Here is a 13,930-nt window from a genome sequence, read left to right on the forward strand (position 1 = left end):
GCCGACCCGGCACCGGGCGCCCCGCCCGGCGTGCCGTTCCACCCCGGTGTCACCCGGCACGGCTCTCGTCCTCGATCACCGGTCGACCTGCAGGGGAGTGACGGCATGAGGATCTCGGTGGTGGGCTGCGGCTACCTGGGTGCGGTGCACGCGGCGGCGATGGTGGAGCTGGGCCACGAGGTGGTCGGGATCGACGTCGACGAGCGGAAGATCGCGGCGCTGTGCGCGGGACGGGCGCCGTTCTTCGAGCCGGACTTCGAGCAGCTGCTGGGGCAGGCGCTGGGGTCGGGACGGCTGAGCTTCAGCGCCGACGTCGCCGACGCGGCCGGCGCCCGGGTCCACTTCGTCTGCGTGGGCACTCCGCAGCGCCACGGCGAGTACGCCGCGGACCTGCGGTTCGTGCAGGCCGCCGCGGAGTCGCTGCTGGCGGTGGTGCAGCCCGGGGACCTGGTGGTGGGCAAGTCGACCGTGCCGGTGGGCACCGCGGCGGAGCTGGCGGCGATGTTCGCCGAGAAGGTGCCCGGGGTGCTGCTGGCCTGGAATCCGGAGTTCCTCCGCGAGGGCTTCGCCGTCGCCGACACCCTGCATCCGGACCGGCTGGTCTACGGCCTGCCCGCCGACGGTGACGGCGCGACCGCCGAGCGGCTGCTCGACGAGGTCTACGCGCCGATCGTGGCCCGCGGCACGCCGAAGGTGACCACCGACCACGCCACCGCGGAGATGGTGAAGACCGCGGCCAACAGCTTCCTGGCCACCAAGATCTCCTTCATCAACGCGATGGCCGAGCTGTGCGAGGCCACCGGCGCCGACGTGAAGCTGCTGGCCGACGCGATCGGCTACGACGACCGGATCGGGCGGAAGTTCCTCAACGCCGGCCTGGGCTTCGGCGGCGGCTGCCTGCCCAAGGACATCCGGGCGTTCATGGCCCGCGCCGGCGAGCTGGGCGCGGATCAGGCGCTGACGTTCCTGCGCGAGGTGGACAACATCAACATGCGCCGGCGGATCCGGATGGTGGAGCTGGCCCGCGAGGTGCTCGACGGGTCGCTGCTGGGCAAGAGGGTGGCGGTGCTGGGTGCGGCGTTCAAGCCCGATTCCGACGACATCCGCGACTCCCCGGCGCTCAACGTCGCCGCGCAGCTGCAGCTGCAGGGCGCGGTGGTGTGCGTGACCGACCCGGCGGCGATCGACAACAGCCGCCGGGAGTGGCCGCAGCTGGACTACACGAGCACCCCGGAGGAGGCCGCCGCCGGCGCCGACGCGGTGCTGGTGCTCACCGAGTGGCGGCAGTACCGCGAGCTGGACCCGGTCGCGTTCGGCCGGGTCGTGGCCCGCAGGCGGGTGCTCGACGGGCGCAACGCCCTGGACCGCGAGGCGTGGACCGCCGCCGGCTGGACCTACCGCGCCCTGGGCCGCCGCGCCGGCTGAACCGCTCCCCGGCCGGGAGCCGGGCCCCGATCACAGCACCCTGGGTGGTCGTCCGTGCGCGGGTCGTGTGGGTGAACGCCAGGAGAACGAAATGTTGACGGCCGGGTCCACGGACCCCTGTTCCGTGTACCAGGGGTGTTCTACGGTCCTGCCACGTTCTGTCGCATCCGAGGCCGTGGCACGGGGGCCGGCGACGGTGGGCGGGGCGCACGCCGGGGACATGTGCGTCTAACAGGGGGCCACGAGTGGGTGCGACGTGCGCGCGGGGGTCCGGCGACCTGGGGGACCGGGTCGAACGGGAGGTCGAGGACCGGCTCAGGGTCCTGATGCACGAGATCCGTCAGCCGGTCGCGGTGGTGCTGGCACTGGCGGAGGCGGCCCGGGGGCTCCCGGGCACGCCGGACCAGACACACGAGTACCTCGACCGGATCGTCGACCAGGTGCAGGAGGTGTCGGCAGCGGCGTTCAGCGTGCTGGTCGAGCAGGCCGACGACGACCCGCGCCAGCGGGTGCCGCTGGAACTGGAGGAGGTCCTGGCGTCCGTCCTGGACGCCTACGCGGTCACCTGGGCGGGGACCCTGGACCGGTCCGGTCCTCCGGGGCCGCTGTGGACGGCCGGCTGCCGGGCCACCGTCCGGCGTTGCCTGGTGAACGTGCTGGACAACGCCGTGCGGGCTGCGGGACCGGCGGGCACGGTGGTGGTCACCACCGTGCCCCGTGAGGACGCGATCCGGGTCGTCGTCGAGGACGACGGGCCGGGCTTCGGGCTGGGGCCCTCCGGCACCGGCATCGGGCTGTCCGCCACCCGCCGGGCGCTGCGCCTGCACGGGGGACGGCTCAAGATCGGCCGGTCGCACGCCCTGGGGGGAGCGCGGGTGACGCTGTCCCTGCCGAAGGTCGTCCCGGTCCACGAGCAGCCGGCACGGGCCGACCTCGACCGGCTGACCAGCCGGGCCTCGTGACGTCGCGATGCGTCTGGTCCTCTGCGACGACCACAGGCTGTTCGTCGAGCCGCTCGCCGTCGCCCTCGCCCGCAACGGCCACGACGTGGTGGTCGCCACCAGCCCGCCGCGCGCCCTCGAGGCGGTCGCCGAGCACCGGCCGGACCTGGTGGTGCTCGACCTCCGGTTCCCGGTCGGCGACGGCATCGACACGCTGACCGAGCTCCGCGCCCGGCGACCGGCGTGCCCCGTCGTCATCCTGTCGGGATCGGTCGACACCAGCGACCTCGCCGCGGCCGCGGCGGCCGGCGCCGCGGCGTTCCTCCGCAAGGACCAACCCGTCGCGGCGATCATCGACGCGCTCGACCGGGTGGCCGCCGGGCGAGCCGTGCCGGCGCCGCCCATGGCCCGCCGGCGAGGCGCCACGGACGCCCACGAGCGGGTCCGGCGGCTCGTCGACCGTCTCACCGACCGGGAGTCGGAGGTCCTCCAGGCGCTGATCCGGGCGGAGGACACCGTCGAGATGGCCCGGTCGCTCGGGGTCGAACCCAGCACCGCGCGCACCCACGTGCAGAACGTGCTCCTCAAGCTCGGGGTGCACACCCGGCTCCAGGCCGTGGCCCTCGCCGTCTCGGCGGGGCTCGACGCCGAACTGTCGTCCCCGTCTACTGCAAGGGACGTACGAGACCATGCGTCATCTGCATGTCGACCGTCTGCTCCGGCTGCCGGAGCATCGGCGCGTGCACGACATCCGCGTGGTCCTCGCTGACGAACAACGGTCCTTCGTCGAGGCGCTGGCGATGAGGCTGGAGCAGGAGTCGTTCATCCGGGTCGTCGCGGCGGTGACGCGACCCGACGAGGTCCTCCGCGCCGTCCGTGCGGAGCCGGTGGACCTCGCCGTCCTCGCCGTCGACCAGGGCAGCGGTCTCCTCGACGCCGGCCCACGCCTGACCGCGGCCCGTCCCGAGCTGAGACTCGTCGGGGTCGCCGGTGTGGACGACACCCTGACGATGGCGCGTGCCGTGCGGGCCGGCTTCCGCGCCTGGGTCCCCAAGGACGTCGGCATCTGCGTACTGCTGGACGTGCTGCACGCCGTCTGCCGGGGCGAGACCTGGATCCCGCCCGGATCGCTGACCCGGCTGCTGGAGCACCTGCTGCACGAGCAGGAGGAGAAGCGCCGTGCCGAGGAGCCCCTCGCGGCGCTCACGTCCCGCGAGCAGCAGGTGCTGCGGGCGATGTCCAGCGGCGCCACCCGCGACGAGATCGCCCGGCAGCTGTCCATCTCCACCAACACCGTCCGCACGCACACCCAGAGCATCCTCACCAAGCTGGGCGTCCACACCTCGCTGGCGGCCGTCACCCTGGCCCGCCGCGCCGGGGTCGGCTGACCCCGCGCCCACCTGCTCCGACCGGCCGCCGGCCGGACCCCGGGACCCGGGGTCCGGCCGGCGTGCCCGCGTGCGCACCGGCCCGGACGGGGGTGATGCCGCCTCCGGTGCGCTGCGTAGTCCCTCTCGTCTCCGTGACGGATCCGGACCGGTGGTCGTCGCCCCTAGCGTCGCGGCCGTCGGCGAGAGGGGAGCGGCCATGAGGTGCGTCGTCACGGGAGCAGCGGGGTTCGTCGGCTCCCATCTGTGCGAGCTCCTGCTGGCGCAGGGGGACGAGGTGACCGGCATCGACTGCCTCACCGAGTACTACGACCCGCGTCTCAAGGAGGCCCACCTGCTCGGGGCCCTGGAGCACGAGCGGTTCCGGCTGCACCGGGTCGATCTGCTCGAGGCTCCGCTGGAGCGGCTGTTCGACGGCGCCGAGGTCGTCTACCACCTGGCGGGGCAGCCCGGTGTGCGGCCGTCGTGGGGCGCGGAGTTCGCCACCTACGTCACCCGCAACGTGCTGGCCACGCAGGCGGTCCTCGAGGCGGCCCGGCAGGTCCGCCTGGCCAAGCTCGTCTACGCCTCGAGCTCCAGCGTGTACGGCGACGCGGAGTGCTACCCGACCGCCGAGACGGTGCGGCCGCAGCCGGTCTCGCCCTACGGGGTGACGAAGCTGGCCGCCGAACACCTGTGCGAGCTCTACCGCGGCGGCTTCGGGGTGCCGACGGTGTCCCTGCGGCTGTTCACCGTCTACGGGCCGCGGCAGCGACCGGACATGGCCTTCTCCCGGCTGGTCGCGGCCGCCGTGCACGGGGGCGTCTTCGAGCTCTACGGCGCGGGCACCCAGACCCGTGACTTCACCTTCGTCGGCGACGTCGTCCGGGCGATGGCCGATGCCGCCCGGTCGGAGTTCACCGGCGTGGCCAACGTCGGGGGCGGGAGCCGGACGTCGATGGCGGAGGTCCTCGACCTCGTCACGGAGCTGGCCGGTCCTCCCGTCGTCCGCGAGCTGCCGACCCAGCGGGGCGACGTCCGGGACACCGCGGCCGACACGCGGGTGGCGTTCGAGGGGTTCGGCTACGTGCCGTCGACGGGGCTGCGCGAGGGGCTCGCGGCCATGGTCGCGGCCGAGCGCTCGACGGCCCCGGCCTCCGCGGGACTGCTGGCACCGACCGGTGGCCGGCAGTGAGCACGGCCCGGCTCCGGACGCGGTCGCACCTCCCGCGGCCGCGGGCCTCGGGGACCTCGAAGGGCCCGGCCGCGGCGGAGGCGACGGCCCTGCCGCGACCGCGGCCGCCCGCGGAGGAGTCGGTGCCGCAGCCTGCGGGCGGGCCGCGCCGGCGCCGGGCCGGAGCACGGCTGCCCATGGTCGTGCTCCTCGCGGTCGACGTCGCCGCCTTCGGGGTGGCGATGGCCGTGACGGGGACGACGGGTCTCAAGACGCTGACCGTCCTGGCGCTGGTCGTCCTCCTCTTCGCGACCGCGGACCTCTACCGGCCGGGCCTGTCGCTGTCGGTCCTCGACGACATGCCCGCGCTGGTCGGGCGGTCCCTGGCCGCGGGGGCCGGCGCGATGGTCCTCGGCGGGCTCGGTGACGGCGTGGCGGGCACAGCCCGGCTGGGGACGGCGGCCCTCTTCGCCGGCCTGTGCACGGGTGGGCGTGCGGTCGCCTACGCCGGGATCCGCTTCGCGCGCCGCCGTCGCCGGCTGCAGCAGCGGGTCCTGCTCCTCGGAGCCGGCGCGGTGGCGGGGACCCTGGCGCAGAACCTGCTCGACCACCCCGAGTACGGGCTGCGCCCCGTGGGTCTGCTCGACGACGAGCCGCTGCTGTGTCTGGAGGAGCGGCCCGTGCCGGTGCTCGGCCGGTACGCCGACCTCAGCCGGGTGCTGGTCGAGGAGTCCGTCGACGTCGTGATCGTGTCCTACGGCCGGGTCCGCGAGCCCCTGATGGTGGACATGCTCCGGGCCTGCGACCACCTGGCGTGCGAGATCTACTTCGTCCCGCGGCTGTACGAGCTGCACGCCGTGACCAAGGACACCGAGGTCCTCTGGGGCGTGCCGCTGGTGCGCCTGCGGCGGGCCCCGTTCCGCAGCGTGACCTGGGCGGTCAAGCGGCTCACCGACGTGGTCCTCGCCGCCGTCGCCCTCGTGGTCCTCCTGCCCGTCCTCGTGCTGTGCGCGCTGCTCGTGCGCTGGGAGACCGGAACGGTGTTGTTCCGGCAGATCCGCATCGGGCTCGACGGCCGTCCGTTCACCCTGCTGAAGTTCTGCTCGATGCGACCGGCCGGGGAGACGGAGTCCGGCACCCGCTGGAACATCGCCGACGACGAGCGGCTCGGTCCGGTCGGCAAGCTCCTGCGGCGTACCTCCCTGGACGAGATCCCGCAGCTGTGGAACGTCCTGCGGGGGGACATGAGCCTGGTGGGACCCCGGCCGGAGCGCCCGTTCTTCGTCGGCGAGTTCACCCGCCAGTTCCCCTGGTACATGGCCCGGCACCGCGTGCCCGTGGGGCTGACCGGATGGGCGCAGATCCACGGGCTGCGCGGCAACACGTCGATCGCCGACCGGGCGCGCTTCGACAACTTCTACATCGAGAACTGGTCGATCTGGGGCGACGTCAAGATCATGATCCGCACCGTCGGCCAGGTGCTGTCGGCGGGTGGCCGGTGAACACCGGTCGCCGGCGGACGGCGTCCCGCACCCGGGTCGCGGACGCGGCCCGGCACGGAGGAACAGGACGACGAACGTGGACTTGAACCTGGTTGCCCAGCGCATCCTCCGGCGGCACTGGGCGGTGATCCTGCTGCTCGTGCTCGTCGGGATCTCCGTGCCGGTGGCGCTCGACCGCATGCAGGAACCGAGATACGAGGCCAGCGCCCGTTTCACCATCGGCTCCTGGGACGCCCGGGACGCCCAGGAAGCGAGCGCCCTGGCCGACACGGCCCTGGCGCTGGCCACCAGCCCCGAGGCGGTGGAGCGCTCCCTCGCGCAGGTCGGCATCGTCCGCGACCCGGTCGCCGTCGTCGAGGCGGTCCAGGTCGCCCCGGTGGGGACCTCCGGCGTGCTGCAGCTGACCGCGACCGACGCCGACGCCACGGCGTCCGCGGTCATCACCAACGCCCTCGCCGCCGAGGTCGTGCGCAGCCGGGACGAGGCCATCCTCGGCGACACCCGGCAGGCGATCACCCGGGTCGACGAGCAGATCGCCGCGCTGTCGCAGGAGATCGTCCGGATCGAGGACCAGGCGGACAGGACCGTGGCGAGGTTGGCGAGCGTCGAGGCCCTCGCCCTGCGACACTCCGAGGCGGTCGAGCAGCGGACCCGGCTGGAGAACCAGCGCCAGGAACTGGCCAGCATCCTGTCGGCCACCGAGGCGCCGCGCATCATCGACGCCTCGGCGACCCGCGGCCTGCCCGTCCCCACGGCCCTGCCCACCCGGCTGGTGATCGGCGCGCTGCTGGGCCTGGTCCTCGGCGTCGCCCTGGCCGCGACGCTGGAGTCGTGGCGGCCGACGCTCACCGGTCCCGGCATCGCCCACCACCTCGGCGCCCCCCTGCTCGACCGGCTGCCGAGTCCGCCTCGGCACGACACCGAGCTGCAGAACCCCTGGCTGGTCAACTACCTGACCCTCGCCGCCGACGCCGCCGGCGTGCGGTCGGTCCAGATGGTGCCGGTCCGCCGCGACATCGACGTCTCGGGGCTGGCCCACGAGCTCGACGACGCCGGCGGGCTGCGCGTCGTCCCGTTCTACCTCGACGCCAGAACCCCGCAGGACGCGTCGCACCCCTCGCGCCCCGGCACGGGCATCGTCGCGGTGGTCCCGGACCTGGTGAAGGGGACGGCGGTGTTCGAGCGCCTGGAGCGGCACGCGGAGCTGACCCGCCAGCCCATCGTCGGCGTCCTGACCTACAGCGGCCGGTCGGGGAGAGCCGGCGGCCGATCCGTCACCCGCCGCCAGGCGGCGGCCGAGACCGACACCGACCGGTCCACGGCCCCGACGCCCTGACGCGAGACGATGGCGCGAGAACAGGGGAACCTGACCGCCCCTCCGCCTGCCCCGGCCCGCTGGGGGCTGGCGGAGGCCCAGCCCTGGCAGAGGGGACCGCACGAGCCAGGGCGGGTGCCGCTCGCGGTGGTCGCACTGTGCATCGCGCTCACCCCGCTGGTGAGCCCCAAGGGACCGGGCAACGGCGCACCGATCGACCTGTTCGTCGCGATCGGGGTCGTCACCGCGATCCTCTGGGCGGTCCGGCGCCGGGCCCGGCTCCACTTCCCCTACTTCGTGCCCATGACCGCCTACGTGGTCGCCGGCCTCGTCGCGGCCATGCTGTCGGACGTCCCCTTCCGCGGCGGGATCGCCGCGGGGCAGGAGATCTTCCTGTTCCTGTGGTGCGCGGCGCTGGCCACGATCTGCCGGACCCCGCGGGCGCTGGCCGTGATCCTCCGGGCCTGGGCGGTCAGCGCGACGGCCTGGGCGGGGGTGATGGTGGCCGGGGTCGTGGGCGGTGTCCCCGCCCTGTCCGGGGCGAGCCAGTGGGGGCGTCGGGCCCAGCTGTTCTTCGACCACCCCAACATGGCCGGCAACTACTTCATGATCGCCATCTTCGTCGTCGTGGCGTCCGGGTTCCCGCGCCGCCGCTGGATGCGGGTCGGCGCGTGCCTCCTGCTGCTCACCGCGATGTTCTTCACCGGGTCCAACGCGGCGCTGCTGTCCCTCGTCGGCGGGAGCCTGGTGGCGGCGTTCCTGCACGTGCGGGTGCGCAGGGGGCTGATGCCGGCGATCGCGGCACTCACCTCGCTGGTCCTCGTCCTCGGGGTCGGCTGGACCACCGTCGTCCCCCCGCTGGTCGCCGCGGCCGAGCAGAGCGACGACCCGCTGCTGCGGTACACCGTCGGGCGCAGCCCGGAGAGCGCGGACAAGCGGGAGGTCCTCTTCATCCAGCAGTACGAGCTGTTCGAGAGCGGCAACGTGCTCGGGGTCGGCCCGGCGGCGACCAAGCACGAGCTCGGCACCGGGTTCTCCCGCCTGGACAAGGAGGCCCACAACGACTACCTCGCGACGCTGGTCGAGCGCGGCCCGCTGGGAGTGCTCGCCCTCGTGGCGCTCATCGGCGCCGTCGGTACGCGGCTCGTCAGGATCACCCGGCGCCGGCTGCCGCCACAGCTGGCCGCCGCCGTCCCCGTCCCCGCGGCACTGGCCGGGGCGTGCGCGGCGTTCGCCCTCACCGCGGTGACCCACGAGGTGCTGCACTACCGCTGGTTCTGGGCGCTGATGGGGCTCCTGGCCGCCACGTACCTGCTCGCCCGGCCGGTGGAGGACGCGGCGGGACGGCACGCGGGGTCGGCCCGGTGACCGCCGCGCCGGGCCCGGTCGCCGTCGTGCGGGCGCCGGTGCCGTGACCGCCCGGGTGGAGGCGGGGGCCGGTGCGGACCGTCCCCGGCAGGGCCGGAGGGTGGTGGCCAACTCGACGGCGCAGCTGCTCACCTTCGCCGCCCGCGCCGTCGCGTCGGTCGGGGTCGTCGTGCTCCTGGCCAGGTCGGGCGGACCCGTCGCCCTGGGCGTCGTGCAGTTCGCGCTGGTCCTGAGCGGCCTGCTGCCCTTCTACTACGGCGTCCCCACGCTCCTGGCCCGGGAGGTCGCCCGGCGGCCGGAGGACGGACGGCGCTGGGTGGAGACCGGGCTGCTGCTGGCGGTCGTCCTCGGAGTGGCGTTCACCGCGCTGATCCCGGCCGCGGCGCTGGCGGTCGGGGCGTCCCGCGAGACGGCGCTGGCCCTGGCCGTCGCGTCGGTCGGGATGACCTTCGACGGGATCGCGCGGGTGCTGTTCGCCGCCTTCTGGGCGTGGGAGCGGCTGGGGCTCGAGACCGGGGTCACCGCTGTCCAGGAGGCCGTGTACCTCCTCGGCACCGCGGTCGCCCTGTGGCAGGGCGGGGGCCCGGTCGCGGTGCTCGCGGTGTTCGCCGGATCACGCGCGCTGGGTGCCGGCTGCGCGTGGCTGATCGTCGGCCGCCACCTCGCCGGGCTGCCCCTCCCGCGAGCCGGTCGGCGGACCCTCTGGTCGACCGCCCGGCGGTGTACGCCCTTCGCCGTCAGCGACACGTGGATGCTGACCTATGCGCGCATCGACGCGGTGCTCCTCGGGGTCTGGAAGGGCCCGGCGGCGGTGGGCCTCTACCAGGCGGCCACCAACCTCGTCCTGTACTTCACCGTGGTCCCGCGCAGCATCAACCGGGCGCTGTTCCCCCGCATGGGGCGCGCCTGGCCGGCCCGTCCCGACGAGTTCCGCCGGCTGCGGGACCTCTCGCTGCGACTGGTCGCACTCGTCGGCGTGCCGGTGACCGTGGGGTCGCTGGTCCTGGCGCCGCGCACCATCGACTTCCTCTACGGCCCCGGGTTCGCGGCGGTCGTCCTCACCTACCAGCTGCTCGTCCTCGTCATCCCGCTGCGGATGCTGGGCCACACGCTGAGCCTCTCGCTCGCGGCGGTGGACCGGCAGAACGGGCGCACGGTCGCCGTCACCGTGGTCGCCGTGCTCAACGTCGGGATGAACTGCTGGGCCATCCCGCGGTGGTCCTACCTCGGCGCTGCGGTCACCTCGGTGGTCTGCGAGGTGCTGTTGCTGGGCGCCTATGCCGTCCTGCTCCGCCGGGCCACCGGCCCCTCGCAGATCCTGCGCTCGAACGCCTGGCCGCTGCTGGCCAGTGCGCCGATGGCCGCGGTGCTCGTGGGGACGGCGGGACGTCCGCTGCTGGTGTCCGTGGCCGCCGGCGCCGCGGTCTACGCCGCGTCCGTCCTCGTCCTCGCGGTGCTCCGGGCGCGCGACCGGCGACCGGCCCGAGCGCTGGCCGGGCTGGTCACGCCGTCGCGCTGACCGCGCCGGCGGGCCGGCGGGCCGGCGGGGCCGTGCCGAGCAGCGGCTCGAACACCGACCGGTAGGAGGCGGCGATCGACCGCTCCGACCAGCTGGACAGGTCCGTCACCGGCTCGCGGTCCCCTGCGGGGGCGGCCACCAGCCAACGCTCCGCGGCTGCCACCACGTCGCCGAGCCGGCCCGGGGGGACGGCGGACCCGCGAGCGCCCAGCGCGAGGACCTCGCGGACGCCCTCCACGTCGTGGGCGACGAACGGCGTGCCTGCAGCGGCCGCCTGCACGAGCACCTGGGGAAGCCCCTCGGTCGCGCTGAGCAGCACGACGAGGTCGGCGCCCCGGAGGGCGTCGAACACGTCCTCGGGGTCGGCCAGGTGCCCGGTGAGGACCGCGTGCCGCGCCATCCCCAGGTCCTCGAGCCGGGCGCCGAGCCGGCCCCGCTCCGGGCCGTCCCCGACGACCAGCAGGCAAGGGCCCTCGGAGGCGGCGCGGTCGTGCAGGCCCCGGAGGAGGTCGGCCAGCAGGAGCGGGTTCTTCCGCGGCTCGAGGCTGCCGACGTAGCAGATCAGCCGTCGGCCGCGGGGCGTGCCGTGACGGGCGTCCAGGAGGTTCCGTGCCTCCTCCCGGGGCCGCAGCCGGGAGGGCAGGGGGACACCGGAGCGGACCACCTGCAGCCGGTCCGGCGGCACCCCGATGCCCCGGTAGCGCCGGGCGAGGTCGTGCCCGACCACGCAGTAGGCGGCGGTCCGGCGACCGAGTGCCCGCTCCAGCCGCGGGAAGAGCGCGTTCTCCACCCGGCCGTAGCCGGGACCGAAGCTGGCCATGGACAGCGAGTGGACGGTGGCCGGCCCCCCGGTGGCAACGGCAGCCAGCCGGGCCAGCACCCCCGCCTTGGACTGGTGGGAGACGACGACCGGGTAGTCGGAACCGCGGAGCAGCCGCCACAGCGAGACCAGGGCGGCGACGTCCCGGACCGGGTCGACCTGGCGGACCAGCGTGGGCAGCACCCACACCCGGTCGGCACCGGTCTGCTCACGGGCGAGCTCCACGTCGGAGTCCGCACCGAGCAGCACGTGGTGCCGCACCTCCGGCAGGGCCCGGATGCTGTCGCGCAGCCGGCGCTCGGACCCGCCCCGCTGGTAGCGCGTGCACACGTGCAGCACGGCCGCCGGTGCCGTCCGCTGTCGCCCCGTCCCGTCCACACGTTCCTCCCGACCCGGGCCCGGTCGGCATCGGTCGGGCCGCCGGGACCAGGGGAGTGTGCGGCACCGCGGCGCGTGTGGTCCGACCGTTCTGCGTGACGGTCCGAATGGTCTCGGACGTCTACCTCACGTGCACGGGACGACCTCGTGTGAATGGCGGGCGGCCACCGCCGCGGATTTCTTCGGCGAACCATTCGCGGAAACACCGTGAACGTCTTCGCACACAATGCGTCAATTCTCATCGATCTGCCCGGGATCCCATTGACACCGCCTCGGATCGCGTATTCCCTGTCGGCGTTCGCGCTCCGGAGGGAGACCGCCATGTCGCTGCCGCGCCGTCTGGGCCTCGTCGCCACGGCACTGCTGGTGGGGGGCGGGGTCGTCGCCGTGCCCGCCGGGGAGGCCCAGGCGGCCACGGTCTCGGCCACCCTCGTCGCGACCCGGCCCACCCACGGCTGGGCGCGGCCGAGTCCGGATCCGGCGGGGATCACCTACGACCCGGCGAGCGGCCGGCTGATCATCAGCGACTGCGAGGTCGACGAGACGCCGCTGTACGCGGGGACCAACCTGTTCCGCTCCACGCTGGACGGCGCGCAGTCGGCCGACGACCCCGGTGGCACCACGCTGCCCTGGTCACGCGAGCCGACCGGGGTGGGCTACCGGGCCTCGGACGGCCGGCTGTTCGTCTCCGACGACGACGCGGACCGGATCTTCGAGGTCCGGGCGGGGGCCGACGGCCGGCACGGCACCCCCGACGACGGCGTCACGTCGTTCTCCGTGCGCTCGCTGGGCAGCGGGGACCCGGAGGACGTGGCCATCGACATGGAACTGACGTCGGACAACCACCTGCTGGTCGTCGACGGCGGGACCAAGAAGATCTACGACTTCGGTCCCGGCGCGAACGGGGTGTTCGACGGCCAGCCCGCCGACGGCGGGGACGACACGGTGACGGCGATCGACGTCGGCCGTCACGGCGCCCTCGACCCGGAGGGGGTGGCCTTCCACGCCGGCCGCAACACGATCCTGGCCCTCGACGGTCCCAGCAAGCGTGTCTACGAGCTCAACCGCCAGGGACAGCTGCTCAACATCGTGGACATCCGGGCGGCCCAGCCACGCAAGGCGGCCGGCATCACGCTCGCGCCCGCGAGCAACGGCTCCGGCGCGCTCAACTGGTACATCGTGGACCGCGGGGTCGACAACGACAGCAACCCGCAGGAGAACGACGGGCGCTTCTACGAGATGGCCGTGGACCTGCCGCCGGTCGGCGCGCCCACGAACGCCGCGCCGCGGGTCTCCGCGGGGCCGGATCAGAGGACCGGCGTCGCCACCCCGGCGTCACTGGCCGGGACGGCCGACGACGACGGGCTGCCCAGCCCGCCGGCGGCGGTGTCGGTGACGTGGTCCGCGGTCTCCGGCCCGGGAACGGTCACCTTCGCGAACGCGAGCGCGGCGGCGACCACCGCCACCTTCTCCGCGCCGGGTACCTACGTCCTCCGCCTCACGGCGAGCGACGGCGAGCTCCAGGCGTCCGACGACGTCACGCTCGTGGTGGACCCGGCGGGATCCGGAGTGGTGGACGTGCCGGTGGCAGCCGGCACCGACGACGCCGAGGAACGGTCGTCGACCGTCTCGCTCACGGGTACCGACCTGGAACTGGTGGTCGACGGCACCACGACGCAGACCGTCGGGCTCCGGTTCGCCGGTCTGTCCGTGCCGCCGGGGGCCACGCTCACGGCGGCCCATGTCCAGTTCTCGGTCGACGAGGCGACGACGGCACCCGCGAGCCTGGTGGTGGCCGGGCAGGCCGCCGACAACGCACCGACGTTCGCCGCGGTGTCCAAGAACGTCTCCTCCCGGCCCCGCACGGCGGCGCAGGTCTCCTGGGTGCCGCCGTCGTGGCCCACCGCCGGTGCCCGGGGCGCCGAGCAGCGGACCCCGAGCCTGGTCCCGGTGCTCCAGGAGATCGTCGGTCGGCCGGGCTGGGCCAGCGGCAACGCCGTCGTCCTCGTGGTCACCGGGAGCGGCACCCGGAACGCCTCGGCCTCCGAGCGTGGCGCGGCCAAGGCGCCCGTCCTGCACGTCGAGTGGACCCTGTGAGGCATCGGGCACCGCCGCTCCGCC

The 13,930-nt window shown here is 74.5% G+C and carries 11 protein-coding genes; 10 read left to right on the forward strand and 1 reads right to left on the reverse strand.

All coding sequences use genetic code 11. The features are described from left to right. The first annotated feature begins 105 nt into the window (after positions 1 to 105). From ACI8AR_RS05040 to ACI8AR_RS05080, 9 genes are all read left to right on the forward strand, one after another. Positions 106 to 1,425, forward strand: a complete 1,320-nt coding sequence (locus ACI8AR_RS05040) for a UDP-glucose dehydrogenase family protein (RefSeq protein WP_457049996.1) — start codon at positions 106 to 108, stop codon at positions 1,423 to 1,425. A 326-nt stretch (positions 1,426 to 1,751) separates the two neighbouring features. Beyond that, on the forward strand, positions 1,752 to 2,387 hold the full coding sequence (locus tag ACI8AR_RS05045; protein ID WP_457049997.1) for a sensor histidine kinase: 636 nt from the start codon (positions 1,752 to 1,754) through the stop codon (positions 2,385 to 2,387). A gap of 7 nt (positions 2,388 to 2,394) precedes the next feature. After that, a complete protein-coding gene (locus tag ACI8AR_RS05050) occupies positions 2,395 to 3,135 on the forward strand; it encodes a response regulator (protein ID WP_457049998.1) in 741 nt (246 codons plus the stop codon). Continuing rightward, positions 3,107 to 3,754: a response regulator transcription factor gene (locus tag ACI8AR_RS05055; protein WP_457049999.1), complete on the forward strand. Its 648-nt coding sequence runs from the start codon at positions 3,107 to 3,109 to the stop codon at positions 3,752 to 3,754. The genes ACI8AR_RS05050 and ACI8AR_RS05055 overlap by 29 nt, the downstream gene beginning before the upstream one ends. A 199-nt stretch (positions 3,755 to 3,953) precedes the next feature. Beyond that, a complete protein-coding gene (locus tag ACI8AR_RS05060; RefSeq protein ID WP_457050000.1) occupies positions 3,954 to 4,928 on the forward strand; it encodes an NAD-dependent epimerase/dehydratase family protein in 975 nt (324 codons plus the stop codon). Positions 4,929 to 5,050: 122 nt separating this feature from the next. Then, entirely contained in the window at positions 5,051 to 6,409 is a 1,359-nt protein-coding gene (locus tag ACI8AR_RS05065; RefSeq protein WP_457050001.1) for a sugar transferase, read from the forward strand. A gap of 76 nt (positions 6,410 to 6,485) precedes the next feature. Then, positions 6,486 to 7,745 (forward strand): hypothetical protein, encoded by a 1,260-nt coding sequence (locus tag ACI8AR_RS05070; RefSeq protein ID WP_457050002.1) that lies wholly within the window; start codon positions 6,486 to 6,488, stop codon positions 7,743 to 7,745. 114 nt (positions 7,746 to 7,859) lie between these two features. Then, the gene (locus tag ACI8AR_RS05075; RefSeq protein ID WP_457050003.1) at positions 7,860 to 9,092 is read left to right on the forward strand and encodes an O-antigen ligase family protein; all 1,233 of its coding nucleotides are present in this window, start codon (positions 7,860 to 7,862) and stop codon (positions 9,090 to 9,092) included. A gap of 103 nt (positions 9,093 to 9,195) precedes the next feature. Beyond that, entirely contained in the window at positions 9,196 to 10,611 is a 1,416-nt protein-coding gene (locus ACI8AR_RS05080; protein WP_457050004.1) for a flippase, read from the forward strand. Here the strand turns inward: ACI8AR_RS05080 and ACI8AR_RS05085 are convergent. Further along, entirely contained in the window at positions 10,595 to 11,761 is a 1,167-nt protein-coding gene (locus tag ACI8AR_RS05085) for a glycosyltransferase (RefSeq protein WP_457050005.1), read from the reverse strand. The genes ACI8AR_RS05080 and ACI8AR_RS05085 overlap by 17 nt on opposite strands. Positions 11,762 to 12,130: 369 nt before the next feature. Here ACI8AR_RS05085 and ACI8AR_RS05090 point away from each other — a divergent pair, with 369 nt between their 5' ends. Further along, complete coding sequence (locus tag ACI8AR_RS05090; protein ID WP_457050006.1) at positions 12,131 to 13,906, forward strand: PKD domain-containing protein; 1,776 nt, start codon at positions 12,131 to 12,133, stop codon at positions 13,904 to 13,906. Positions 13,907 to 13,930 lie beyond the last annotated feature (24 nt).

The organism is Geodermatophilus sp. SYSU D01036 (assembly GCF_054050435.1).

Excerpts from the sequence above, each read along its gene's own strand:
- ACI8AR_RS05040 (WP_457049996.1), top strand. The coding sequence starts at position 106 with ATGAGGATCTCGGTGGTGGGCTGCGGCTACCTGGGTGCGGTGCACGCG.
- ACI8AR_RS05045 (WP_457049997.1), top strand. The coding sequence starts at position 1,752 with ATGCACGAGATCCGTCAGCCGGTCGCGGTGGTGCTGGCACTGGCGGAG.
- ACI8AR_RS05050 (WP_457049998.1), top strand. The coding sequence starts at position 2,395 with ATGCGTCTGGTCCTCTGCGACGACCACAGGCTGTTCGTCGAGCCGCTC.
- ACI8AR_RS05060 (WP_457050000.1), top strand. The coding sequence starts at position 3,954 with ATGAGGTGCGTCGTCACGGGAGCAGCGGGGTTCGTCGGCTCCCATCTG.
- ACI8AR_RS05090 (WP_457050006.1), top strand. The coding sequence starts at position 12,131 with ATGTCGCTGCCGCGCCGTCTGGGCCTCGTCGCCACGGCACTGCTGGTG.